16 protein-coding genes are annotated in these 25,258 nt (G+C 62.5%); 4 read left to right on the top strand and 12 right to left on the bottom strand.

Translation table 11 applies throughout. The features are described 5' to 3' along the window. Window positions 1-70: 70 nt before the first annotated feature. The 4 genes from ACIQC5_RS04740 to ACIQC5_RS04725 form a co-directional block, all read right to left on the bottom strand. Window positions 71-4,381, bottom strand: coding sequence for a family 43 glycosylhydrolase (locus ACIQC5_RS04740; protein ID WP_400278861.1), 4,311 nt, complete (start codon window positions 4,379-4,381; stop codon window positions 71-73). Window positions 4,382-4,565: 184 nt separating this feature from the next. Next, window positions 4,566-6,503, bottom strand: a complete 1,938-nt coding sequence (locus ACIQC5_RS04735; protein ID WP_400278860.1) for a DUF5107 domain-containing protein — start codon at window positions 6,501-6,503, stop codon at window positions 4,566-4,568. Window position 6,504: 1 nt separating this feature from the next. Further along, the gene (locus tag ACIQC5_RS04730) at window positions 6,505-9,600 is read right to left on the bottom strand and encodes a glycoside hydrolase domain-containing protein (protein WP_400278858.1); all 3,096 of its coding nucleotides are present in this window, start codon (window positions 9,598-9,600) and stop codon (window positions 6,505-6,507) included. Window positions 9,601-9,791: 191 nt separating this feature from the next. Further along, window positions 9,792-10,355: a CGNR zinc finger domain-containing protein gene (locus ACIQC5_RS04725; RefSeq protein ID WP_400278856.1), complete on the bottom strand. Its 564-nt coding sequence runs from the start codon at window positions 10,353-10,355 to the stop codon at window positions 9,792-9,794. 90 nt (window positions 10,356-10,445) lie between these two features. On the opposite strand from ACIQC5_RS04725, the gene ACIQC5_RS04720 reads away from it, so the two are divergent. The 4 genes from ACIQC5_RS04720 to ACIQC5_RS04705 all read left to right on the top strand — a co-directional run bounded on the left by ACIQC5_RS04720 (window position 10,446) and on the right by ACIQC5_RS04705 (window position 14,212). Then, window positions 10,446-10,946 carry a DinB family protein gene (locus ACIQC5_RS04720; protein WP_400278854.1) on the top strand — a complete coding sequence of 167 codons (501 nt, stop codon included), beginning with the start codon at window positions 10,446-10,448 and terminating at the stop codon, window positions 10,944-10,946. Continuing rightward, window positions 10,943-12,163, top strand: a complete 1,221-nt coding sequence (locus ACIQC5_RS04715; protein ID WP_400278853.1) for a MalY/PatB family protein — start codon at window positions 10,943-10,945, stop codon at window positions 12,161-12,163. The genes ACIQC5_RS04720 and ACIQC5_RS04715 overlap by 4 nt, the downstream gene beginning before the upstream one ends. A 161-nt stretch (window positions 12,164-12,324) precedes the next feature. Then, complete coding sequence (locus ACIQC5_RS04710) at window positions 12,325-13,716, top strand: MFS transporter (RefSeq protein ID WP_400278851.1); 1,392 nt, start codon at window positions 12,325-12,327, stop codon at window positions 13,714-13,716. A 58-nt stretch (window positions 13,717-13,774) separates the two neighbouring features. Continuing rightward, the gene (locus ACIQC5_RS04705) at window positions 13,775-14,212 is read left to right on the top strand and encodes a Rid family detoxifying hydrolase (protein ID WP_400278850.1); all 438 of its coding nucleotides are present in this window, start codon (window positions 13,775-13,777) and stop codon (window positions 14,210-14,212) included. 92 nt (window positions 14,213-14,304) lie between these two features. Here ACIQC5_RS04705 and ACIQC5_RS04700 read toward each other — a convergent pair whose 3' ends face one another. From ACIQC5_RS04700 to speB, 8 genes are all read right to left on the bottom strand, one after another. Continuing rightward, complete coding sequence (locus tag ACIQC5_RS04700) at window positions 14,305-15,072, bottom strand: copper homeostasis protein CutC (protein ID WP_400278848.1); 768 nt, start codon at window positions 15,070-15,072, stop codon at window positions 14,305-14,307. 9 nt (window positions 15,073-15,081) lie between these two features. Beyond that, window positions 15,082-15,498, bottom strand: coding sequence for an acyl-CoA thioesterase (locus ACIQC5_RS04695; RefSeq protein WP_400278846.1), 417 nt, complete (start codon window positions 15,496-15,498; stop codon window positions 15,082-15,084). 59 nt (window positions 15,499-15,557) lie between these two features. Then, window positions 15,558-17,645: an ABC transporter ATP-binding protein gene (locus ACIQC5_RS04690; protein WP_400278844.1), complete on the bottom strand. Its 2,088-nt coding sequence runs from the start codon at window positions 17,643-17,645 to the stop codon at window positions 15,558-15,560. Further along, window positions 17,642-19,375 (bottom strand): ABC transporter ATP-binding protein, encoded by a 1,734-nt coding sequence (locus tag ACIQC5_RS04685; protein WP_400278843.1) that lies wholly within the window; start codon window positions 19,373-19,375, stop codon window positions 17,642-17,644. The genes ACIQC5_RS04690 and ACIQC5_RS04685 overlap by 4 nt, the downstream gene beginning before the upstream one ends. Before the next feature lie 238 nt (window positions 19,376-19,613). Further along, window positions 19,614-21,710, bottom strand: coding sequence for an MFS transporter (locus ACIQC5_RS04680; protein WP_400278842.1), 2,097 nt, complete (start codon window positions 21,708-21,710; stop codon window positions 19,614-19,616). A gap of 10 nt (window positions 21,711-21,720) precedes the next feature. Beyond that, window positions 21,721-22,203 (bottom strand): MarR family winged helix-turn-helix transcriptional regulator, encoded by a 483-nt coding sequence (locus ACIQC5_RS04675; protein ID WP_400278841.1) that lies wholly within the window; start codon window positions 22,201-22,203, stop codon window positions 21,721-21,723. A gap of 195 nt (window positions 22,204-22,398) precedes the next feature. Further along, window positions 22,399-24,102, bottom strand: a complete 1,704-nt coding sequence (locus ACIQC5_RS04670) for a thiamine pyrophosphate-binding protein (protein WP_400278840.1) — start codon at window positions 24,100-24,102, stop codon at window positions 22,399-22,401. Next, window positions 24,099-25,160 carry an agmatinase gene (gene speB, locus ACIQC5_RS04665; protein ID WP_400278839.1) on the bottom strand — a complete coding sequence of 354 codons (1,062 nt, stop codon included), beginning with the start codon at window positions 25,158-25,160 and terminating at the stop codon, window positions 24,099-24,101. Before speB ends, ACIQC5_RS04670 begins: the two co-directional genes overlap by 4 nt. Window positions 25,161-25,258: the final 98 nt, after the last annotated feature.

Here is a 25,258-nt window from a genome sequence, read left to right as displayed (position 1 = left end):
TAATCCAGCCAGGGAGGATGGGGGCGACGAAGACTGGTGGCCCGCCTTCAGGCGAGCCACCAGCACTACGTCAGTTGCAGGATGCTGCGTTGTACGCGGCGTTCACCGTTGCCGTTACAGGCTGGCCGTTCACTGTGGCCTTGGCCTCGACGGCCACAGTTCCTGCCGGTACGGAGACAGCACGAGTGGTAAACGCGTGCGTCGCGTTCTTGCCAGGCTTCACTTCTGCGAAGGACTTGGTGCCGTACGCCGAGGTGAAGGTCATTTGAACCGGGGCACTGTGGTTGTTCGTCGCAAGGACGGTCACCGTAGCTTTGCCTGCCACGCACTTGGTGCTTGCCACCGCGGTCACGTTGAGGGCAGGTGCGGTAGTTGTGGTCGGAACATGGTTGGCGATCATCAGCCAGCTCAGCTGCACGTCAGGTCCACGCGTCGGGCTGAGCGAGAAGGTGATCTTGCCATCTGCACCCACCGTGACGTTCTGGTAGGCAGCGGACTGGTAGTCCCCGCTGTAGTCGTGGTCTGCTTCGACCACTGCACCGTTGACTGTCACCTTGGCGCCGCGGTCATCCCACTGTGCCCAAGGATCGTAGTAGCCGGCGTAGACCGTGTAGGTGCCCGGAGCCAGATCGTTGAACTTGTAGGTCAGGTCACGTCCGCCTGCGGCATACCGGAGAGTCGAGAAGATATCTCCATCCGCCGATCCGTACGTGCCACTTCCTTCACTTTCATAGCCCCACGTCTTGCCCGTTGCCGCGTCCACACCATAGGGCTGGTCTGCTGCGCTGTTGAGCACTGCACCCGTTACGCCCGGCGCTGCTATCAGTGCGGTCCAGTCGGCAGTTTGCTTGCCGCCGGCGTTCACCGCGTAGCGCACGCCGTTGGGGATAACCGGGATGGTCCGGGTGAACGTCCGGCCACCGAAACCGGGAAGCGTACCCGTAGCGGTAATGACACCCACAGTGTTCGTGTTCCCGGTGACCTGCCACGTCACAGGCTGGGTGGAGCTCTGCCCGTTCTGCGTGACCGTCACGGAGTTGACGTTGAAGCTCGCGCCGACAGCAAGGCTGGTCGGAACTCCAGTGACGTTCCAGGCCGCGTTCGGGTCGAGGTCCTCAAGCCGCCATTCGGCCGGTGACAGGACGCTGAGGGTCTTGCCGCCTTCGCCCATCTGGATGGGCAGCCAGACCATGGGTGCGGTTGCCAGCGCTTGGTCCGATCCGCCGTTCCAGCGGTCACCCATGTAGATGAACTTGCCATTCGCTGGGTCGACCGGGATTACCGACGAGGGCTGCGAGTTGTTGGAGTTCCACGCGACGTCGCTGCTGAACGGATTCGGCAGCTGGGTCCACTCGCCCAGGATGCTGGTTGATGTGCCGTACTCTGATGGGTTCGGCGACCAGCCGGTTGTTCCCGAAGTGATGATGAAGTAGCGGCCTTGGTACTTGAAGATGGCCGGTGATTCGCGGGACACGTTGACAAAGGCCCGCCGGAAGTCGACGCCCTCCACGGCTGTATCCGGCGAGGCGGACAGGTAGGTGTAGTCAGCGTTGAGCTTGGAGATGAACATGGTCTTGTTCTCTTCGCTGGAGTAGATGATGTAGCCGGTGCCATCGTCATCTACGAAGAGGTTCATGTCCCTGGCCATGCCGGGGTTGTTTGGCGCCAAGTTGGTCGGATCGCCGGCTGCTGCCTTGTGGAGGCGGTAGCTGTCGATGTATCGGAACGGACCGAAGGGTGAATCCGAGATGGCGACGCCTGCATTGGCCTTGGCGTACTGCGCGGTGGACCATTCCGAAGGACCATCGGCGTGGACCCACATGACCCACTTGTTGGTGGCGGCGTTGTAGATGACCTTCGGCCGCTCCAGGATGGGCGGAGTCTGCCCGTTGACGGGCACTGTGCCGAGGTCACGGTAGACGGCGTTCTTCTGCTCCGTGGTGTAGCCCGAGTACAGGTTCTGGAAGTACGGATCATTGGTGAACTGGTCCGCGGAGGACATCGCTTTCAGGGCGACGCCTTCGTCCTTCCAGTTGTAGAGATCGTAGGAACTATAGGCGTGCACACCCGGGGACGAGTGGTATCCGTTGGTGCGGTCCTCGCCGTAAAGGTAGTAGATCGTGCGGTTTTCGGCGTCCTTGGACGTAACCACCTGGCCACCGTGTGCCTGGATGAGGTTGCCGTTGTTGTCCCGCCAGTCCTGGCCGGGCCTGAAGCTGTTGTACCCGGTACCTTCGCTGGCGTTCCGGAGCGTGAAGGCCTGGTTGGCCCCACCGTTGGAGGTCCAGAGTCCGATCCATGCGCCGGAGTGCGTCGACTGGTTCGAAACGTCCAGGACCTGTTGGCGTCCGGCGTTGAGGAGGCTGAAGCTGGTTCCATCGGTGGTGCTGAAGAGCCACTGGGCCGAGGGGTCCGCGCCGGCTTCCTGGTCGGTAAGAGTGCGGAGGGTGGTTCCGTTGGCATCGGCGGCCAAAGCCCGGCCGTCAGCAAGCCTGAGGACGAAGCGGTCACGGGTTGTGCCATCTTCATCTGCAATGCGGGTGGCCGTCCAAACCTGATTTTCGGCCGCGATCGAGTCGCTGAGCACCGTTGACGGAGAGCCGTCCGACGCCGTGACGGCCCGGCCGCTCTGGACTCCGACGAAGCTGTAGGACTGGCCGTCCTGCACGGCCGGCGCATCGGCGGCAACGCCGGATGCTCCATTGACGACGAAGGTGGTGACGGACTTGGCAGGTACGGTCAGCGTCGCCGAGCGTGTGCCGGCGTCAATGCTGACAGGCGTGCCGCTCACAAGAGCGTTGGCCGTGGGGCTGCCGGACGGAGACTGGGTGGTAACCACCGGAGTCACCGTGGCGCCGGCACCGATCGTCGCGAACTTGGACAGGTCCAGCTTGACGGTCTTGGCCTGGTCGGAATCGTTGGTGTGCACCATGGCGAGCCCGGAGCCGTCAGCCTTCAGCGCAGACGTGGTCTTGCCGTCGCTCGTGGGAATGATGCGGTCGCCGGGTTCGATGTAGTGCGTGAAGTTGCGAATGGTGTTGTACTTCGAGTTCACTGCGGTGCGGCATGAAGGATCAGCGGCGCCGGCAGCGAGCCGACGTACCGAGTCGCCGTCGGCGTTGCAGTCGAAGTCAATGAAGACGGATCCCCAGTTCTTCTTCTCGCCGAGTTCCATGTTGTAGAGGTCTTCTACCGGCTGCCACAGCACCCAGGATTCAGGATCGAGTTCGCGGAGGTCGTCGGTGATGCGGGTCGCGATGCCCAGACCGTTCTCAATGCTGTCCGGGTTCCACGAGTCACCGCCCCAGTTGCCTTCCACTTCGCTCATGGACAACGGCTTGTCGGCAGACTTGGCAATGTCACGGACCGCGAGACGGTCACCGGTGGAGTAGGTGTGGACGTTGAGCTGGCTCACGGCTTGCTTGGTTTCCGCGGTCCACCCGTTCCAGTCCTCAAGGAAGCGGCTCGGGGAAGTCTCGTCCGGGCCGGAGACCTTTGCCTCCGTGGTGGTGCCGGGCTCGGCAAGCTCGGCGGCCATGGCCGTCAGCACCTGGGACTGCAGTGCGGGGCCTGCGTGGGCGCCTTCCTGCCCTCCACCGTTGGGCAGTCCGTTGCCGCCCAAGGTGGTTTTCCAGTAGTCCGTGTTGGGTTCGTTCAGCGGGTTGATGGTATCGAAGCTGATGCCTTCAGACTCTTCGACGTGCTGTGCCGCGGTCTTGAGGTAGTTGACGAACTTGCCGATTGCAGCGGGCTTGATCTGGTCTGAGTTCCCGTCGAACCCGCCACTGACGTAGCCGCTTTCGGTCATGAAGTAGGGCGGCGAGTTGCTGAAGGCCTCCCACGTGGTCACCTTGTCCTTGATGGCCGCGATCCAGGCGCGCTGGGAAGCGTCGGCGTCGAGGTTGTAGTCCGAGGCGTTTTCACCCGTCCACGCAGCCAGGAACCGATCCCGGTCCGCGTAGTTGGTGGTGATGGGGCCGGCTTGGTCGGAAAGCCCCGTATTCGGGTTCCACCAGCCAGGAACGGCGCCACCGGGACGGAGGTAGTCGGGAATGTCCGTGGCGTTGCCCCCGCCGATGTTGTAGCGGGCGATGTTCAGGTTCAGGCCGTCGTCACCGAAGACCTTGTCAATCAGGTCGTTTCGGATGGCTTCCGGGTATTGGCCAGTGGCGTTCGCCATCCAGACGAGGCTTGTGCCCCAGCCTTTGAACGCCGGACCTGCCTGCGCAGGGTTGGGCGTGAGGACCAGTGGTTCGTCCGCGGCCGAGGCAGCGGGGGTGGTGCTTGGGGATAGGAGTGGGAGTGTGGCCAGTGCGAGGGTTGATGCAGCGATTGCCGCAGCGATGCGATGACGCGACGATGCGTTCGTGTTCGACAACATTGTCTAAATCCGATCCGTTCATGTTTACGTGAACATAGATGAGTTTACGCAAACATACCGTGACCCAGGTCACCCGTCAAGGCCTGATTTCCGATGACGAAAATATGTCCGCACTACGAAGCGTGGGGATAGCGCATTCCCACTGAAATGCGCTATCCCCTGCGGGTTTTGTCCTTCGAGGGGACTAATGCATCCCGAATTGATAGCCCGTCGGAACAGCCTCACCCGGGCACACTTCCTGCCAGAGTGCGGAGATGCCGTCTTCTCCTTCGCGAAGGTCCGGGATCTCCACTCCCTCGCGCAGGATGGCCGCGGCTTCAGCGGCATTGCCGCTCTTTGCCAGCGCCAGCGCCCTCAGGAATTTCAAGCGTCCGACGGCGGCACTCGCCCCGGGTGCGGTGGCGAGCAGTTCCAGCGCAAGGGCAGGGTTCCCGTGCCGGATGCTGAGCGTGACTGCTTCCGTGAGCAGGGCGCTGCTGGAAGGATCCTGCTCGACGGCTTCGTGGAGTTCCTGGATTCCCTGCCCGGTTGAACCATCAGCGAGCAGGACCAATCCCAGCCCCCGGTGCGCCAGCGCCCGGGTAGTCGGCCGCGCATCTTGTGCCGCGAGGACGCGACGGTAGCCGGCCTTGGCGCCTTCCAGGTCTTGGCGGGCATGCTTCATCGTGGCCAGATGGAAGGTCGCTTCAGGACCGTCCTGCCCTGCGAGCAGCTCCTCCCAGTCCGGCCCCGCAACAAAGCTGGGCACGCCGTCGAACGCTTTACCGTGAAGTAGATCCAGCCACGGCTGCTGTTCGGCCGTCACGCTCTCTCCCACGAACGGCGTTCCGCTCTCGTCGATCCAGTCCACGCCGATTTTGTGGCGACGGACCTTCTCCACCTCGCCCCAACCGCTTCCGAGCAGCAGCATTTTCGACGGCGGCACATCGGCGTTCCTGACGGCTGCGGGCAGCATGGCCTCAAGTTCCTCATGGGGCAGCAGCTCGTCCAGGCGCTGGCTGGCGTCCGCCACCGCAGCATCCCAATCCGTGCCATGGGAGATGACCGGGTCCAGGTGACCGTTGCCGTATGCCTCCACCCACGCCCATTCTGCGCCGGCCGGCATGACCAGGTGCTCGAATTGGGTTTGCGCCAATCCGGCCTGGATCTCTGCGTACGGTCCCGCTCCCGGGCTCAGCCATTCCTGCCAGCGTTTGCCGCCCTGGCCTTGGCCCCAGACGAACAGCTTCTTGCCCCGGAGGAGGCTCGTGGACAGCATCGCCAGCCCGTCGCCGTCGTCGTCTGCTGCCACAACCCAGCGCCGTTCGGAAGGGTCGATGTCGAAGAAGAAGTCGGCCGCGTGCGGGCTGTTGGTAAGCCAGGTGCCGTCGTAGCCCTCATGCTGCGTGGGACGTACGCGGGTGATGTCCGTGGTGTAGTCGCTGCCATAGGCTTCATCCGCCGGCGCGATCACGCGGGTTCTGTCGGTCTCGGGGATCGCTGCGTTGCTCCACCAGTACATGGGTACATCGTGGTTGTTGGTGTTGCGGATCCGCACCGCTGCGAACAACACGTCCGAGTCCTCCGGCATCCAGATGTCCACCTGGAACACCACTTCCCGGAGCCGCTCAAACTCCCACATGCGCAGGATGTGCTTGCCGTCCGGGGTGTGCACAAGTGCCGCATGCAGCGGATCGCAACTGGTGGGCGAATGTCCGCGGGTACCGATGTTCCACTCCAGCCCACCCGCGAACCACGCCTTGCGCAGGGCGATGTTGGCCAGCTGTGGTGCATCGTGGGTGTGCAGGAGTTGCTTGCCGGTGGTTTTGTCGAACAGCTCCCAAATGCGGCCGCCCAGCGATGGCAGGACGACAGCGCGCAGTCTGCTGTTTTCGAACACGACGGCGGGAAGCTCCTTGGGTGCCGCCTCCCGGCTGTACCCGTCCTGCATGAGATACGGATACATGTTGGGGACCAAGCCGTAACGTGCGGACACTTGGAGTTCCTCGGGAACGCCCTCGCCCACCGTGTACGGCTGGTCAAGCTCCGCGGCCACCACAGGCAACGGATTCAGCGGACCGAGCTCTGCCATGGTCAGTGAAATTGCGGTGACAGTGAGGTTGGTGGTTGCTGTATCTGCCACGTCAGTATCCGATCGTGAGGAGGAGACCGCGTTGCGGCTCAAGGGTGATGGTGTCGCCCGGCGCGTAGCTCGAAGCGTCTTGGAAGCCCAGGATTACCGGGGCTTCCATGCGGATTGCCGGGGTTTCAAAGCGGCCGGTGGCGACAGCGCCGCCGGCGAAATTCAACGTCACGTCCACAGTCTCCTCGGCCCAGGAGGCGAGCGCCACCACCATTCCGGCGTCGGTCAGCCAGCTGCTGGCGAGAACGTCCGGGCGGCTGGTACTGACCGGATTTGCGGTGTCCCAATGGCCGTACATCCGGGCGTGCTCCAGGCCAGTGGCTGCCCAGAATTCCCAGAGTGGCCGGTTGTCCACGTTGGGTGCCCGGCCGGTCATGCCGAACACCATGCCACGCCACGGATTGCCGCCGCCTTCCAACATCTCGCCCATGAGGCCGAAAGGAATGCCGGACAACTCCACCAGCCAATAGTCGGGATCCGTGGTGTCGTAGTCGAAGTACTCCCCGAGCCAGAGACGGTCCACATACGGCAACTGCTCCATGTACAGATTGGCCGAGGACGCGAAGCCATCGTGGGCCGTGAACTGGTTGGCAGAGTGCAGGTCGATCTCCGGGCCGTGCTGGCCCCGTGCCACGCAAGCCCGTTCGAGGACCTTGCGGACCCGCAGCATCGCGTGGCGGTCGTAAGCGATGTCGTCCAAGTAGATGCCGTCGATCCCGTCTTCGCCGCGAGCCAGTTCCTGCAGGCTGCGCACGTAGAAGTTCTCCCAGCGTGACTCTCCCGTGGTGACCACAGCGATGTCGTCCACATTCGGCGCGAACCATGCCGAGACGTACCCGCTCCCGGCATGTTCCTGCAGCCAGATGTGGCCCAGGCCCGGTCCGTCACTGAAAATCTCATGGTCCAGCTGCAGGAGCGGCAGCAACTCAGGACTGTGGAAGGTCAGCTCACGGACTGTGTTGTAGATCTTGGCTTTGAGACCGGCCTTGTGGCATTGCGCCACGTAGCCCCGCAGGGTCTCTTCGCTGAGCAGGGGATCGTTGATGTACGGCGCCGGGGCCGTTGCGTGGTGGACGTTGACCACCGTTGCCCCCGCGGCCTTGATGTCTTCCGGCTTTGCAGGGGCGTGGAAGTAGCGCTTGGCCAGGTGCTTGCCGGGTTCGATTGGCTTGAACGGCGTCAGCAAGAGGCGGAAGTCAAAGCTGAGCGACTCCCCCGGTTCCAGGGTCCGGGCGCCGCTCGAAGCGCGGAGGGTTACTTTGTTGTCTTCGGTGCGCAGCGTGACGCCGCCACGGACTTCGTCTTCCCCGTTGGAAACCGACTGCCGGTTTGCCCACGATTCCGGTTCCTGCAGCGGTTTCTCACGGTAGAAGTTCGTGTTGAGCGGCCGTTCGTAGTTCCCATCCCGCAGCGACAGCTGCATTCCGGCGTTCACGCCTCCCAGCCATAGCGCGTCTTGGTTCTTCGACGCCACGTCCCACTGCCAATCGATGGTGGCCGGTCGCCGCCCGCCGGGTACGCCCAGTCCCATGGCGAGCGGCACCGCGGCCTGGTGGAACTCAAGCCGCAACCCGACGTCGGACACGTCCAGCGTTTCTTTTGGCGTGAGGTTCAGCGAGTACGAAACTGCCCCATCGGCGTCGAGAACGCCGTTCAGCTCCAGCGAAATGGCAGTCTTGCCGCTTGCTTGGCCGGACGTCTCGCCGGTCGTCTCGCCGGTCCAATGACCGCGCCACGAGATCCGGGCCGGACCGTCTTCGGTGAATTCCAGCGGCGAGTACTCCCACTCGACCCCGTCGAGGTCCAGTTGCACGGCACTCGCGAGAAGCTCGACGGCGGGACCATCCGTTGCCGTGACGCCCGCGGTGAAGGTTGACGTCACCTGCGCCGGCAGGCCCGACGACGTGAGGCGAAGCGTGCGGCCAAGGATTCCGAGCTCTTGAGTGCCTTGGTCCAAGGTCACCCTGATAAAGGGCGCCACGAGGTCAGAGTCCTGGGCAACAGCCGAATCCAGCCACGCGAGGCGGCGCAGGAACCGGGGATCACCGAAGCCGCCGTCCACAATGCTCGGGTCCGCATCTTCGAGCGGCGCAACATTGAGCGCTACTTCGACGAGTTGGGGGTCTTTGCCCGCGTCCTGCACTGTGACCGAGGCGGTCAGCGTCCTGCCGGCTGCCTCCCTCGGGACGGGTACGATCACGAACAGCGCCTGAACCTCACCCGCGGAAACCGTCAGGCTCTTCTGGAGCGGCTGGCCGAGCCTGTCCGTCCCATCGGTGTTGATACAGTGGCCGCCTCCCGTTGCTTCCACGGTGACGTCACGGAGGTCCTGCAGCGCATAGAGTCCGATCTGGACCACGTAGTCCTCCCCCGGCTCGGCGTTGCCGTGGAACTGTGCTGTGGGTCCGCCGATGGCCCAATGCGCAGGCAAGGCATTCCGCATGGAAATGGGGTGCAGGCGGTCTTCCGGAAAGAGCACGAAGGTCTGGCCCGCATGCAGTTCATGGAGTCGCGCCAACTCGTCCTTGCTGGCAGTGAAGTTCATTGGAGCGAACGAGTCCCGCCCGCTCGCCGCTTCGTAGCGAAGCACGTTTGCGATGGGCAGTTCAGGCATTGTGGCCCACCCTGCTTGGCCATTCTGGCCGACGACGGCGGTCCAGGCCGGGTCTGCAGCCTGCCGACGCGGGAGGTACTCCGCTTGCGGGTAATGCGCTTTGCCCAGCATGGCGTACGGCAAGTAGTAGAAGTAGTACGTCCCGGGACCGTCGATAGCCTGGAAAACGAGGGTTCCGGATTCCTGCTCGGCGCGCTCCACGAGCACATTCCGGACCCTGGTTCCGGACGCCGCCGAGACCACGATGACTTCCACTGACGCAGGATGGTTGTCCTGTCGGCGCCAAGGCAGGATCACGCGGAAAGCATCGGCTTGGCTTTCCTGCGCCACGTCCACCACGAATCGGTGATTGCCGTAGAGCAGTTTGTCCCACTCTCCCAGCCCGCAATCCACCTCCGGGTGGCCGGCTATTTGCTGGTTGGTCCTTGGCTGTTGGTTCGAACTGATGGTGGGGGCCGGTAGGACCGGCTCGGGCAGCGGCATCGCTGGGACTCCTGAAGGTTGCTTTCGCGTTCATTTCACCGAGTTGGTGAATCCTTCAATCATTCGACGCAGAGCGGCCTGTGTAAAGAGTCATTGCGATCCGCGATCACTGCGATATGGGCAGGGATTCCCTCGACAAATGGGGGCGACGCAGGCACGGCCCCCGTTGCGACGGGTGCCTGCACCCCGGGTCAGGAGGCAGTAGTGAGTTGTTCGGTCCTCGCCTTGCGACGCGACCGGTAATTTGCAGCTTTGATGCGATTGCCGCACTCTTCCATGCCGCACCAAGTCCTGGTACCACTGCGAGACCGATCAATGAAAATGCGCGTGCAGTTCTCACGCCCACACTCTTTGAGCTTCGACCTCTCGTCCCCGCTCAGCAGTTCGGCGGCAGCCGTAGCAATGCTTGTAGCGAGGCTGCTCGCGTCTCCCGTCCGGATCAAGCCGCCGGCCTCGAACCTGAGGCGTGGGATCCTGCCCTCGAGCTTCTTGTTCAATGCCTGCACATCGGCATCCTGGAGTGGCAAGCCGGCCATTTCACTGGTCACCATCCGATAAATAGCCTCACGCAACCCAAGCAACTCCACAAACTCGTCATCAGACACGGCCAGTGGCGTTGTAATGATGCCCGCCTCATCAGCCCAGACGCCAACATCACCGGGCAAATTGAGCAGCTCTTCAAGGTCCGAACGGCGCCACTTCAACGTACCGACGAAATCCAACGCGGCGTTACCACTGACGAAAACAAAGCCCATGTGACCATCTTGACAGGTGACGGACCTGGCAGCAAGCTTGAGTCACCCCCTAAGCCGGTGACGGTGCCGGTTGCGAGCAAAGGAACAGCAATGCTTGATCGTCAGGATTACTTGTATTTCACGGAGCGCGCCCTTGATGGCATGACTTCGATCGTCCGCGGATTGGGAGATGACCTCGCCAACCGCAAACCTTCCCTGGAGGGCGCCAATTCGCCCTTCGCCCTGCTCACCCACTGCGTAGGCGTCATCGACTACTGGGTGGGACACCTCATCTCGGGCCGGGACACAGACCGGGACCGGGAATCGGAATTCCTCGCATCGGGGTCCGTCCAACCGCTCCTGAACGAGGTTCAAACCGCCAAGGCTCAACTGATCGAGGACGTACTTGGCGCCGAGCCCGAGGCACCCCTCCGCAGTGTTCCACCGGTCGACTTCCAAGGCCCGGACCGCACGCTCACCCAAGGCGGAGCCCTCCAGCACGTTTACGAGGAACTCGCGCAGCACCACGGCCAGATGGAACTGATGCGAGACGTCATCATCGCCGAGCATTCAGGACTCCTCATTCCGGCGAGCTCCCGGGTTCGGTCATGAGCGGCGGACAGTTTGACACCATCAACCGCGAACGGCTGCGAGGCGGCCACGGAGTGAAATGGGGCGCCCTCCAGTCCGATGTCTTGGCCTCATGGGTGGCCGACATGGATTTCGGAACGCCACCCGCAGTCCGAAACGCCATAAGTGAGGTCGTCGAGCGACATGACCTCGGATATCCCTTCTGGCGCGGCGAGGATCCCGTCATTGAGGCATTCGAGGCGCGAATGAACAGCCTCCACGGTTGGAATCCAAGCCCTGGCAGAACTCGGATCTACACGGATCTGATCCAGGTGCTCCAAGTCATGATCGAACATTCAACGGCTCCCGGGGATGGCATCGCCATCCACGTACCCACCTACCCGCCGTTCCTGGCGACAATCGAGCGATCTGGTCGCAGAATCATCCCCCTCCCCATGGTGGACGTCGGTGGCAGTTGGGGGTTCGACCCCGAGGGGCTGACGGGCCGATTGAGGCAAGAGAATTGCCGAATGCTGGTGCTGGTCAACCCCCAAAACCCTACCGGCAGGGTTTTCACCGCAGGAGAGCTGGCAAGCCTGGCGCGCACTTCCGAGGAACTTGATCTCGTGGTGCTGTCGGACGAAATCCATGCGGATCTAACGTTCGATGACCAACGCCACATCCCATTCGCCTCACTCGGAAAGGATGCCGAGTCCCGCACAATCACCGCAACCTCGGCCACCAAAGCCTTCAACATTGCGGGCATGCGATGCGCCGTTGCCCACGTCGGACCACAGTCCGTTTGGGACGCGCTGGACAGTGAACCGCTGGACTACTTTGGCCAGCCAAGCATTCTTAGCCGAGTGGCGACAGTTGCCGCATGGACGCAGAGTGAGCCATGGCTGGCCCAGCTGAAAGCGACCCTTTCAGCCAATAGACAGATCATCAGGCTTTGGACTCATGACCTGCCTTACGAAGTGAAGCATTATGCCCCAGAGGCGACCTACCTCGCTTGGCTCGACCTCTCCAGCGCCGGGGTGGATCAGGGCGACCCTGCGGCTGACCTGGAACTCAGGGCGCGGGTGCGGCTGAGTCAAGGTGCCGAGTTCTCGCAACACACTGCCATCGACACCACAGCGTTCGTGCGGATCAATTTTGCCACCAGCAAGTCGAACCTCCTCGACATCCTGGGGCGCATCCGTGGCGCCACGACGCGGCCGGCAGCAAGGGCATGGTCCGAGAAAAGCTGCGTCTTCTAACGAACTCACAGTTGTCACCAAACAGGAATGACTAAGTCACCCCCTTGACCGGTGACGAGCATTACATCAAACTGATGACACGCTTCGTCACCCACTAAGGGGGTGACGTATGTTTGCCGCCGCGGTCAACGATGACCGCATTCCACCCTAGGGAGAAAAACTTGTTAGAACCCTCAACTACCAACATTGGTTCCGGACATCAATCAGCCGGGTCACCCTCCGCTGTTTCTGCACGGCTCGAGCGACTGCCTTGGAGCCGGTTCCAGCGAAGCATTTTTCTTGTAGTCGCCACCGCATGGCTCTTCGATTCCATCGACCTTGGCGCCATCACGTTCCTTCTCTCACCGATAAGCACTGAATTCCACCTATCCGCTGCGCAGGCAGGGCTGCTGGGCAGCGCCAGCTTCGCCGGAATGCTGACGGGCGCTATTGCGGCCGGCTCCCTGGCTGACCGCATCGGCAGGCAGCGCGTCTTCCAATACAGCATCCTTGTCTGGGGAGTGGCGAGCCTGGCTCTTGTTTTCGCTTGGGACTTCAACAGCGTCGCGAGCTTCCGATTTCTCCTGGGCGTCGGCATGGGAGCGGAATTCCCCGTTGCTGCGGCCCTCATCGCGGAGTTCATGCCCGCCAATAAGCGGGGCCGATACGCCGCACTTCTCGAAGGCGCGTGGCCTGTCGGCTTTATCACGGCTGGAGCCATCGCCTACTTCATGGTCCCGACGTGGGGTTGGCGCGGATTCTTTGCCCTCCAAGCGATCCTCGCCCTTTGGGCACTGGTCATCCGACGCAGCGTTCCAGAGTCCCCGCGCTGGCTGGCTTCGCGCGGTCTGGCCCTCGAAGCGGACCGTGTCATGACGAGCATCGAAACCGCCGTATCCAAAGCTTCGGGGCTACAACTCCCCGACTATGACGTCACTGGTCCTTCGGCAACGTCCTCAGAAGAGCACCGAGGCATCCGTGCCCTGTTCGTTCCTGAGTACCGTCAACGCACCATCATGTTGTGGCTCGTATGGTTCTGCATCCTCTTCGGCTACTACGGGCTGACCACGTGGATCGGCAAGCTTCTCACTGACAGCGGATTCGACGTCGTCAAGAGCATCGGATTCATTCTCCTTATGGCGCTCTGGGGCATCCCAGGCTTCCTCTCTGCCGCCTTCCTCATCGAAGTCATCGGCCGGAAGTACTGCCTCGCCCTCTACACAGTCCTGTCGGCCGTTGCCGCGTTTTTCTACGGCCAAGCTTCCGGCGAAACCCAGCTGATGATCTACGGATCGCTACTGCAGTTTTTCTTCTTCGGGATGTGGTCTTCCATCTACGCCTTTACCCCTGAACTGTTCCCCACCAGGGCCCGTGGCATCGGCGTCGGCACGGCCACGGCAGCAGGCCGCCTCGGAGCCTTGCTAGGTCCGATCGTGGTCCCCTTGCTGCTCGCAGCAGGGGGCACCAGCCTGGTCTTCAGCGCCAGTGCCGCATTGTTTGTCCTTGCCGCTGCCATAGTCCTGATCGCCCTGCCCGAAACAAAACACGCAGTTCTTGAAGATATTTCCCACTAACCCGTTGTGTTTGGGAGGCCCTGCAGGCCTCCCAAACATGCCGGATCAGGAGACCCATATGGACACGACGAGAGCAACAAATACCATCAGCAGGATCGCAACGGACACCGCCCCACCCGCCGCCGGACCCTACGCCCAAGCGATCAGGCACGGCAACATTCTCTACGTCAGCGGCCAATTGCCGATCAATCCCCGAACGCTCGTCATCGAACGCCCAAACGATGCATCGGCGCAGACGAGACAAATCCTCGAAAATATCTCCAGCATCCTGAACCAGGCAGGGAGTAGCCTGCGGAACGTCATCAAGGCCACCATCTTCCTGACACGAATCGAGGACTTCGCCGACGTTAACCGGATCTACGGACAAGCGTTCAATGAAAGCTTCCCCGCCAGATCCTGCATCGCAGTTTCCGCGCTGCCGCATCCTGACGCCTTGGTCGAAATCGAAGTGACAGCGGCACTCGACCTCGCGTCGCCTCTTGAAGCAGCACTATAGGGCGAGAGGGCGGGGGCTGGCATCTGCCCGGTGCCGGTTCCCCGTCTGGGCTGTTTGGCTAAGGTCTGAATCACGTGATCTGCGTGCCGAAACTACGCCGGCGGAGCATCCAACTCCAGCGCATTGATCTCCGCCCGCGCAGCGCGGACCATTTCGCGGTCTGTCACTGTGTAGGCCGTGGGATCGGCACCGTCCTGGGCGCCGAGGGAAATGGCGCCTTCCCGCAGGGTGGAGACCGTTTTCTTGGCGGACAGGTGGACCGCGGACAAGCCGGCAGCATGCATTGCCGGGATGTCAGCCAAAGCCAGGCCGCCACCGGCCATGATTTCGAGGGCCCCAGCAGCCCTGTCCACCATCTCGGAAAGGGTTTGCAGGCCTGCGCCCGCAGTGGCTTCATGGCCCGAGGTAAGGACCCGGGTAAAGCCAAGATCCACCAGCTGATCCAGCACAGCGAACGGATCACGGGATTGGTCGATCGCGCGATGGAAGGTCAACTGCGCCGCCGGGTTGGCCGCCCGGGTCGCATCGACCAGACGCTGGATCGCGTGGACGTCCACATCGCCTTCCGCGGTCAGGGCACCGATAACCACACCGTGTGCGCCCTGCGCGAGCAGATGCCGGATTTCGTGGACCATGGTGTCAACTTCCGACGCCGAATACCGGAAGTCCCCGGGGCGGCACCGGATCAGCGGATGGATTTCAAGGCGGCCATCCACGTGCTCCATGCTGGCTTCCATGAGCCCTTGGCTGGGTGTGATACCGCCCAACTCAAGGCTGGTGCACAGCTCGACGCGGTCGGCGCCCTCGGATGCGGACGTGCCAGCTCCGGCCGCGCTTACCACGGCGATTTCAAGTTTCATGCTGAAACTCTACGCGCGGTAACGCTCCAGCTTTTCCTTCTGCTCGGGAGTGAGCCTGAGGACCCTCCCGGTGGCCTCGGCCACGAAAGCCAAATGCGTAGTGGCTTTGACGCAGTCTTCCCGCGTGACCGGATCCTTGATGACGTAGTGGAGGTCGAAGGAGGCACCCTTGATGGCACCGACCCAGATCTCCACTACTGCCGGAATGTTGCGGTACTCCAAGGTCCGGACATACCGGACCTTGTGCTCCACCACCAGGGTCATGGTGCCCTCCTCAACATCGTTGAAGAGGGCCGCCGGAGGCTCCGTACCGGGCAGGCCCGCCCCACGGGGAGGTCCGAATGCCGCAATACGGGCTTCTTCAAGCATGCGCACGATCTGCACGTTATTGATGTGGCCATAAGCGTCCATGTCACCCCAGCGCATGGGCAGAAGGACCTCTATGCGCTGGGGCTCTATGGAATCGCGACCGGAGGATTCGGTACTCAGCTGTGGACCGCCGTCGAATCATCCACTGCGGATTCTTCCACGTCCTCACCGGCGAACTGGGACATGTAGAGCCGGTAATAGGCACCCTGCAGTGTGAGCAGTTCGTTGTGGTTGCCCTGCTCCACGATCTTGCCGTTCTCCATCACCAAGATGGTGTCAGCATCGCGGATGGTGGACAGTCGGTGGGCGATCACGAAGCTCGTCCGGTCTGTCCGAAGCGCTGCCATGGCCTTCTGGAGCAGCAACTCCGTACGGGTATCCACGGAGCTCGTGGCTTCGTCCAGGATCAGCAGTGAAGGATCGGACACGAACGCGCGTGCGATGGTGATCAACTGCTTTTCACCGGCACTGACGTTGGTGCCTTCTTCATCAATGATCGTTTGGTAACCGTCCGGCAGGGCGCGCACGAAGCGGTCCACGTAGGTGGCCTTAGCCGCCTCCATGATCTGTTCCTCTGTGGCGTCCAGGTTGCCGTACTTGATGTTGTCGTAAATGGAGCCACCGAAGAGCCATGCATCCTGCAACACCATGCCCACCTTGGAGCGCAGCTCGGAGCGGCTGAGGTCCTTGATGTCCACGCCATCCAGGGTGATGCGTCCGGAGTTGAGCTCGTAGAAGCGCATCACAAGGTTCACCAGCGTGGTCTTGCCGGCACCCGTTGGGCCCACGATTGCCACAGTGTGGCCCGGCTCGGCGCTGAACGAGAGGTCCTCGATCAACGGTTTGTCCTCAACGTAGCTGAAGGACACGTGCTCGAATTCCACGTGGCCGTCGGTCTTGGCGGGAAGGTGCCGGGTTGCGGTTTCTTCGACTTCCTCTTCAGCGTCAAGGAATTCGAACACGCGCTCCGCGGAAGCCACGCCGGACTGCAGCATGTTCGCCATGCCTGCGATCTGGCCCAGCGGCTGCGTGAACTCACGCGAGTACTGGATGAAGGCCGTGGCGTCACCAAGGCTCATGGAACCGGAAGCAACCCGCAGGCCACCCACAACAGCAATTCCGACGTAGGCCAAGTAGGAGATGAAGTTCATGGCGGGGAAGATGATGCCGGAAACAAACTGGGCTCCGAAGGAGGCCTTGTACAGTTCCTCGTTGCGTTCGTCGAAACGGACCAGCATGTCGGCGTCGCGGCCAAAGACCTTCACGAGGTCATGTCCGGAGAACGACTCTTCGATCTGGCCGTTGAGGGCGCCGGTGTTCTTCCACTGTGCAGCGAAGAGTTTCTGGCTGCGTGCACCAATGACGCCCGCCATGATGCCGGACAGCGGCAGGGCGATCAACGCAATAAGCGCCAATTCCCAGGACACGATGAACATCATCACAATGATGCCCAAAACCGTCAGCACAGAGCTGACCAACTGGGCGAAGGCCTGCTGGAGGCCCTGCTGGACGTTATCGACGTCGTTGGTCACTCGCGACAGGATGTCGCCGCGCTGGCGTGTGTCGAAGTAGTTCAACGGGAGACGGTTGAGCTTGGCTTCGACGTCATCGCGGAGGTTCTTGATAACCCGCATGACGATCCTGTTCAACAGCCAGCCCTGTGCCCACAGGAAGATGTTGGCCACGAAGTACATCAGCAGCACGATCGAAATCAGGAACGTCAGCTTGGAGAAATCAATCCCGTTGGTCAGCTGCATCTTGGAGACCATGTCCGCAAAGTTGTCCTGACCCTGCTGGCGCATCATGTCGGCGAACTGCTCCTGGCTGACGCCCGGAGGCAGTTGCTTGCCGATCACGCCACCAAAGATGACGTCCATGGCGCTACCGAGGATCTTAGGGGCAATCACGTTGAGCACAACGGAAACCACCACGAGGCCGATCACGATATACACGCCGACGCTCTCGGGCTTGAGCAAGCCCATGAGCCGCTTGGCGGACGGCCAGAATGCCTTCGCTTTCTTGGCCGGAACGTCACCGAACATGCCGCCGTCGGCCTCCGAGGGGACGTATTCTTCCTCTACGAAGTCGTCCTCGTCCTCAAGCACCTCGGTTGCAACTTCTGCCTCGGCCGAGGCGCGGGCAGCTTTCGCGGCTTCTGCCTTGGCAGCCCAGCCACGCTTCTTCTGCTGGTTCTGCTCGCTCATGCCACTTCCTCCACGCTCAGCTGGGATTCAACGATTTCCTGGTAGGTGGGCGACGTCTCAAGAAGTTCGTCGTGGGTTCCACGATCCACAATCCGGCCGTTGTCCAGGACCAGGATCTGGTCCGCGTCCGCGATGGTGGAAACGCGTTGTGCCACGATGATGACCGTGGCATCCTGCGTCTTTTCCTTCAACGCCTTACGCAGCCTGGCGTCCGTTGCGACGTCCAATGCGGAGAATGAATCGTCGAACAAGTAGACATTCGGCTTGGTAACCAGGGCCCGGGCAATGCAGAGTCGCTGGCGCTGGCCACCGGAGACATTGGTCCCACCTTGTGCCACCCTGCGGCCAAGGCCGGACGACTTCTCCATAACAAAGTCCTTGGCCTGAGCCGTCTCCAGCGCCTCCCACAGTTCCTCGTCCGTAGCCTCGGTCTTGCCGAAACGCAGGTTGTGCTCGATGGTTCCGGAGAACAGGTAAGGCTTCTGCGGTACAGCGGCCACACGGCTGCTGATCTCCGATGCGTCCAGCTCGGTGACCGGAACGCCGTCGAGCAGTACGTCACCTGAGGCGACATCGTAAAGCCGCGGCAGCAGGGAAACGAGCGTGGTCTTGCCGGCACCGGTGGAGCCGATGATGGCCAGGGTCTGGCCGGGCTCGGCAGTGAAGGAGATATTGCTCAGCACGGGAGCCTCAGCACCCGGGTACTTGAACGTGACATCGCGGAACTCCACGCGGCCCTTCTTCTCCGCCGGCACCACGGGTGAGGCCGGGTTGTGGATGGAAGGCTCGACGTCGAGCACCTCACCGATGCGGTCGGCACAAACGGACGCGCGGGGAATCATCATGGCCATGAACGTGCCCATCATGACCGCGATCAGGATCTGGAGCAGGTATTGCAGGAATGCTGTCAGAGCACCGACCTGCATGTCGCCGGAATCCACACGCTGGCCGCCGAACCACAGCACTGCAGCAGTGGAGAGGTGCAGGATCATGCCAATGGCCGGGAACATCAGGACAAAGAGGTTGCCGATCTTGACCGAAACGGCCGTGAGGTCCTGGTTGGCATCTGCAAAGCGTTTGCGTTCGTAGGGCTCGCGGACGAAGGCCCGGACTACGCGGATACCGATGATCTGCTCGCGCAAAACGCCATTGATGGCGTCAATCTTGGTCTGCATGGAACGGAACAGCGGCATGAGGCGCACCACGAGGTAGCCAACTACGGCCACGAGGATGGGCACGGAAACCCACACGAGCCAGGAAAGGCTCAGGTCCTCGCGCAGCGCCATGATGATCCCGCCCACGCACATGATGGGTGTGGAGACCATAAAGTTCAGTCCCATGAGCACCAGCATCTGCACTTGCTGGACGTCGTTGGTACCGCGGGTGATCAGGGTGGGAGCACCAAAGCGGTTGACATCCTGGGCAGAGAAGCTGCTGACCTGGCGGAAGACGCTGCGCCGAAGGTCGCGGCCGATCGCCATCGCGGTACGGGCGCCGAAGTACACAGCGGCGACGGCGGTCAACACCTGGCCCAGGGCAACGGCGAGCATGAGCGCCCCGGTCCGCCAAATGAAGTCGGTATCTCCCCGGGAAACTCCCTCGTCAATGATTTTGGCGTTGAGGCTGGGGAGGTAGAGCGTGGCAATGGTAGACGCCAACTGGAATATGAGGACGGCCACTATCTGCGGCAAATACGGCTTGGAGTAGCGCCGTATAAGGGTGACAAGCATGCCCACGGGTCCTTAGAAAGAGTGCGTGAATGAAGTAAGTGAAGTGTTGCAGCAGGGGCTGACAGTATTAGCCTCCCCACTCTACGAAATCCGTTGCCCCAGCGAAACAACCTACGGAAAAGATCATCCCTGCGGAGTATCTGCCGTGTCCTGAATGCGCCCGCTGGTGCACAGAGAGGGTCCCGCGTGCACAACAAAGCGCCGGCCGGGAGTCCCGACCGGCGCTTTGGCAGTAGTCCTAGCCCGCGTGCTTTCCGTGCTCGGGCCGGTCCTCGACGCCCTGGAGAAGCAACAACGCCATGCGTTCCTGCTGCCTGCGCTCGCGCTTGAGTTCCTTCCGGAGCGCGACGAGTTCGGACGCGGTTGTCGCCTGCTGTGCGGCAACGGACTGCTGTTCCCTCAACCGCGCCTGCAGTTCCACGTTGGCCCGGCTGAGCTGCAACTGCTGCTCCGCCAGGACGTACTGGGTCCGGGACAACTGCTCCTGCAGCTCTTTCACGTCCGCCGCCGCGTGCGGGCGTTCTTGGGTCAGGATCCGGGCGAACTCGAGGTCGAGGTCCTCGGAGGCCCCACCCGACGTTGCGTGGCGGTCGCCGCTGGTTGCCGGATCCCGCCGATCGGCACCCGGGCGGCTTGCGCCGCCGTCGGGCGTTCCTGTCAGGCGCGAGCTGGCACCGACCGAGCCAGCCCCCTTGCCCGATCCGGCCCCGACCGCATCCATGGAGGCCGTGTCCAAGGACATTCCGGCGTCACCCGAAGCCGTAGCGAGGAGTTCCTTCTCGGACGCTGCATCCACGGTGCGCCGCAGCGGGCGTTCCTTGATGAACAGCACCGCCAGGAGTGCCACCACGCTGATGATCGCGGAGATCAGGAAGATCTGGGCAGTCGCGTCACCGTAAGCAGCGCGCATGATCCCTGCGATGGGAGCGGGCATATCGGCCAGGTCCATGCTGGCCCCTGATGCTCCGCCTTGGACCGGGATACCGGCAGCAGCCATTCCTTCAACGGCCAGGTCCTTCACGTGGTTGGACATGATGGCACCGAGGACGGAGACGCCGATCGCGCCGCCTACCGAGCGGAAGAACGCAACCGAAGCGCTGGCCGTGCCGATGTCCTTCGCTTGAACGGTGTTCTGCACGGCGAGCACCAGGTTCTGCATCAGCATGCCGAGGCCCAGGCCGAACACGCCGGTGTAGATGGCCACGATCCACAGCTCAGTGGTGTGGTCCATGGTTCCGGCGAACGCGAGACCACCGATCAGGAGGACGCTGCCTGCGATCAGGAACCGCTTCCATTTGCCAAAGCGGCTGATCAGGATGCCCGATGCCACGGAACCAACAAGGTTGCCGGCGATCATTGGCAGCGTGAGCAGGCCTGCCTCAGTCGGCGTGGCTCCGCGGGCAACCTGGAAATACTGGCCCAGGAACGTGGACGAACCGAACATGGCGATGCCAACGGCAACGGACGCAACGATGGCAAGTGCCGTGGTGCGCTCGGAGATGATCTTGAGCGGGATGATCGGCTGCGCAACCTTGGTTTCCACGAACACCAGGACGGCCAGCAGGGCTACGCCGCCACCCACCATGAGGGCGGACTGCCAAGAGAACCAGTCGTAGTAGTCGGGGTTGCCGGCGAAGGAAACCCAGATCAGGAGCAAGCTCACGCCGGAGGTCAGCAGGATGGAACCGAGCCAGTCGATCTTGGCGGGGCGCTTGATGTGCTGGATCTTGAGGGTCACTTGGAGCAGGATGAGCGCCACGACGGCCAGCGGCACGCAGACGAAGAACGTCCAGCGCCATCCGAGCGGGCTGTCAACGATGAAGCCACCCAGAAGTGGGCCGCCTGCCGTGCCCACGGCCATGACGGCGCCCATGTAGCCGGAGTACTTTCCACGGTCGCGCGGCGGAATCATCGAGCCGATGATCGCCTGCGCCAAAGCGGTTAGGCCGCCCATTGCCACGCCTTGGATGACGCGGGCTGTCAGCAGCAGCGGGATGGTCTCGGACAGGCCGGCCATGACCGAACCGGCCACGAAGATGATGATGCTCAGCTGGACCAGGACCTTCTTGTCGAAGAGGTCAGCGAGCTTGCCCCAAATGGGCGTGGTGGCCGCGTTGGCGAGCAGCGCGGCCGTGATGACCCACGCGAAGTCCGTTTGCGTGCCCTTGAGTTCGGACATGATGGTGGGGAGCGCGTTGGCGACGATCGTGCTGCTCAGGATCGCTGTGAAGAATGCTGCGAGCAGGCCCGTCAAAGCCTCCATGATCTGTCGGTGGGTCATGGGCGCCGCGGCGCCGGCTGCGGCGGCGCCGTTCTGAAGTGCTGGTTTGGCCATGCGTGGGCTCCTAAGCTGTGAAGTTCGTCGTTGTGGAGCCGGCCGCCGTTGCCCGGATCGAGTCCTTGAGGGACTCAGTGAGTTTGTGCAAAACCTGGGATGCTTCGAGCGCGTCGCCTTCGCTCCAGTCCGCCAGATAGTCGCGCAGCCTGACGCTTCGCTGCTCTTCGAAGTCTCGAAGTTTTGCAGCGCCGTCTTCGGTCAATGCCAGGAGCTGCGCCCTGCCATCCGCAGGGTCAGGCCGTCTGGCAACGAAGCCCAGATCCTCGAGTTCGGCGATGTGGCGACTCAGCACCGGCGCGCTGACACCAAGGCGGGCAGCCAGAGAGGTCGCGCGGGTCTCCCCCTCGCCGATGAACCTCATGACACCTTGGACAGCCATCCCGACGTCGGGAACCCTCGCCATGTGGGCTGTCACCACACAGCGCAACGTGCGCTGGAGGTCGAAGATCTGATGAACAAGATCGGTTGCCGTGGCAGAACCGACAGACATGGAAACACCCCTTTTTGTTTGCCTAAAGCAACTATAACTCAGATTGATTGCTTTGGGAAACTAAAGATGACGTGCGTGCGGCCCGTTGTGAGGCCCGCTCTGCGTTCGATTCCCGGGAATTCGGGCGCAGAGCGGGCCCCATAACGCAATCAGCCCCCGCACGGATGACCGTGCGGGGGCTGATGACGTGTTGTTTTAGTCGTCCAGGTGCGTGGGGCCGAACATCTTGAGCAGGGTTTCGACTACGACGACGTTGGGGCCGTCCGCTTCGAAGGACGCCTTGAGCGCGTTCCCCACTTCCTCCGGGGCCACCCGGCGGGCCGGGACACCAAAGGACTCGGCAAGCTTCACGAAGTCTGGGCGGGCCAGCTCGGTGGCCGTGGCCTGGCCGAAGGCGCCCACCATGTATTCGCGCAGGATGCCATAGCCGCCGTCGTCCACGATCAGCCAGGTGACCGGGACGTTGTGCTGCTTGGCTGTGGCAAGTTCGGAGATGGAGTACATTGCGGAACCGTCACCGGACACTGCGAGTACACGGCTAGGTTTGCCCGTGGTTTCCAGGCCCACAGCACCACCGATCGCTGCGGGGAAACCATAGCCGAGGCCACCGGCGCCCTGTGCGGAGTGGAACTGACCTTGCCGGGCATCCCAGCAGCTCCAGCCCCAGTAAGCGGAGATGGTCATGTCCCAGAACGTCTGCATGTCAGCCGGGACAGCCTCGCGGATGTCGGCCATGAACTTCAGTTCCTTGGCCAGGTCCTGTGATTCCAAGCGTGCCTTGACCTTGGCCAAGGACTCCTTGACCACGTCCTCCGGTGTGGTCCCATGCCAGGATCGCTGGGTGGCGTCCGCTGCCCCTGCTGCTGCGAGGGCTTCGTCCAATGCCGCAAGGGCTTGGCCGGCGTCGGCACGGATGCCCAGGCCCGGCCGGTTCGATTCAAGGACGCGCGGTTCGGCATCGATCTGGATGATCCGACCTCGGGGCTCGAACGTGAAGTAGTTCGAGGTCACTTCACCCAGAGATGAGCCGATGACGATCAGGACATCGGCGTCTTCCAGGACGTCGGTCATGTACCGGTCCTCGATCCACGACTGCAAGGACAGCTCGTGGGTCCACGGGAACGCACCGTTGCCGCCAGGTGTGCAGATGACCGGCGCGCGCAGCTGCTCGGCAATGGAGAGCAGCGACTTCTCAGCCCGGCCACGGCGGGTACCGCCGCCAGCGATGATCGCCGGACGCTCCGCCGTCGAAAGCCACTTCACGGCCTCGCGGATCAGCTCGACGCGCGGCGGATTGTCCGCCGCCTCGGCGAGGGCGTCTTCGACTGGCGGAACCATGATGGGATCCAGCAGGACGTTCTGCGGGATTTCGATCCACACAGGTCCCTGCGGCGAGGAAATCGCCTCAGTCCAAGCATCCTGGATGGCCGAAGGGATACCCGAGGCGTGCTGGATCAGTCGTTGGCTCTTGGTGACGTTCGCGGCCGAAGCCTTCTGGTCATCGAGCTGGTGCAGCATGCCCTTGCGGCGCGCGCCCAGGCCGTCGAGCGGGATCTGGCTGGCGACAACAACCATCGGAACGCCGGTGGCGTAGGCCTCCTGCAGGCCGGCCAGGGACGTCAGCGCGCCCGGACCGGTGGACAAGAACAGCACGCCCACCTCACCGGTGGCGCGGGAGTAGCCATCAGCGGCGAAGGCCGAGTTGTTCTCCACACGTGAGGAGACGAAATGCAGGTTTCCCCGGCCCATGGCATCAAAAAGACCCAATGCGTGCTGGCCCGGGATACCGAAGACGGTCTTCGCGCCCAGGGCCTCGAGGGTCTCGACGACGAGGTCCCCACCGTTGCGCTGATTGGTCCCCTTGGTAGGCGCCGCCGTGCCGGGATCGAAATCGATCATCGCTGCTCTCCCGTTGCTTTTGCCAGCTCTGCAATGCGGGCGCCGAGGGCCTGCTGAGCGTAGCCGTTCGGGGCGCCGACCCGATCGCCTTCCACAGCGTTGTCTGCCATGAGGGTCACGAGTTCGTAGGCCACGTGGCTACCTGCGACGCCGGTGATTTCTGCGTGGTCATAGGCCGGAGCAACTTCCACAATGTCCGCACCCACGAGGTTCATGCCGCGGAAGCCACGGATGATTTCGAGGAGTTCGCGGCTGGTGATGCCGCCGGCCTCGGGAGTACCGGTGCCGGGAGCGTGCGCCGGATCCAGGACATCGATGTCTACCGAGATGTACAGCGGGCGGTTGCCAATGCGGTCACGGATCTTGGCAACTGTCTCCAGGACGCCCTGGTAGTAGACGTCCGCGGAGGTGACGATGCCGAAGCCAAAGCGGTGGTCGTCGTCGAGGTCTTTCTTGCCGTACAGCGGACCGCGGGTACCCACATGGCTGATGGCCTCGGTATCCAGGATGCCTTCCTCGACGGCGCGACGGAACGGGGTACCGTGCGTGTACTCGGCACCAAAGTACGTGTCCCAGGTATCCAGGTGCGCATCGAAATGGAGCATGGCCACCGGTTCACCGGCACGCTCTGCGGCTGCGCGGAGCAACGGCAGGGCGATGGTGTGGTCGCCACCGAGGGTAACGAGCTTGCTGCCATTCGCCGTCAGGTCGAGGGCGTTCTGCTGGATGGTCTCGATGGCCTCGTTGATGTTGAACGGGTTGACCGCCATGTCGCCGGCGTCGGCGACCTGGATGTTCTCAAACGGGCTGACGTCCCAGGCCGGGTTGTACGGACGCAACAAGCGGCTGGCTTCACGGACGTGGTTGGCGCCGAAACGGGCTCCCGGCCGGTAGGAAACGCCGGAGTCGAAGGGGACGCCGACTACCGTGACGTCGGCTTTGGCGACCTGGTCCAGGCGGGGCAGGCGGGCGTAGGTGGCGGCACCGGCGTAGCGCGGGATACGGGACGAATCAATGGGACCGAGGTTCCCGTTGGCCTCAATGCGAAGCTCTTCCAAAATGCGCCACTCCTTATGTAGATGGGGGGATTGGATCAGTAACTGTGACACCCATCATACACTCAAAGTTGTCTAATATGCATCACCTGTTTACAAGT

It is taken from the genome of Paenarthrobacter sp. NPDC092416 (assembly GCF_044755025.1).
GTDB lineage: Bacteria > Actinomycetota > Actinomycetes > Actinomycetales > Micrococcaceae > Arthrobacter.
Note: the sequence above shows the minus strand (reverse complement) of the source record. Positions and strands in the feature narration are given on the sequence as shown.

Excerpts from the sequence above, each read along its gene's own strand:
- ACIQC5_RS04740 (WP_400278861.1), bottom strand. The coding sequence starts at position 4,381 with ATGTTGTCGAACACGAACGCATCGTCGCGTCATCGCATCGCTGCGGCA.
- ACIQC5_RS04705 (WP_400278850.1), top strand. The coding sequence starts at position 13,775 with ATGGACACGACGAGAGCAACAAATACCATCAGCAGGATCGCAACGGAC.
- ACIQC5_RS04685 (WP_400278843.1), bottom strand. The coding sequence starts at position 19,375 with ATGCTTGTCACCCTTATACGGCGCTACTCCAAGCCGTATTTGCCGCAG.
- ACIQC5_RS04690 (WP_400278844.1), bottom strand. The coding sequence starts at position 17,645 with ATGAGCGAGCAGAACCAGCAGAAGAAGCGTGGCTGGGCTGCCAAGGCA.
- ACIQC5_RS04730 (WP_400278858.1), bottom strand. The coding sequence starts at position 9,600 with ATGCCGCTGCCCGAGCCGGTCCTACCGGCCCCCACCATCAGTTCGAAC.
- ACIQC5_RS04680 (WP_400278842.1), bottom strand. The coding sequence starts at position 21,710 with ATGGCCAAACCAGCACTTCAGAACGGCGCCGCCGCAGCCGGCGCCGCG.
- ACIQC5_RS04715 (WP_400278853.1), top strand. The coding sequence starts at position 10,943 with ATGAGCGGCGGACAGTTTGACACCATCAACCGCGAACGGCTGCGAGGC.
- ACIQC5_RS04700 (WP_400278848.1), bottom strand. The coding sequence starts at position 15,072 with ATGAAACTTGAAATCGCCGTGGTAAGCGCGGCCGGAGCTGGCACGTCC.
- ACIQC5_RS04675 (WP_400278841.1), bottom strand. The coding sequence starts at position 22,203 with ATGTCTGTCGGTTCTGCCACGGCAACCGATCTTGTTCATCAGATCTTC.
- ACIQC5_RS04725 (WP_400278856.1), bottom strand. The coding sequence starts at position 10,355 with ATGGGCTTTGTTTTCGTCAGTGGTAACGCCGCGTTGGATTTCGTCGGT.
- ACIQC5_RS04695 (WP_400278846.1), bottom strand. The coding sequence starts at position 15,498 with ATGCGCTGGGGTGACATGGACGCTTATGGCCACATCAATAACGTGCAG.
- ACIQC5_RS04670 (WP_400278840.1), bottom strand. The coding sequence starts at position 24,102 with ATGATCGATTTCGATCCCGGCACGGCGGCGCCTACCAAGGGGACCAAT.
- ACIQC5_RS04720 (WP_400278854.1), top strand. The coding sequence starts at position 10,446 with ATGCTTGATCGTCAGGATTACTTGTATTTCACGGAGCGCGCCCTTGAT.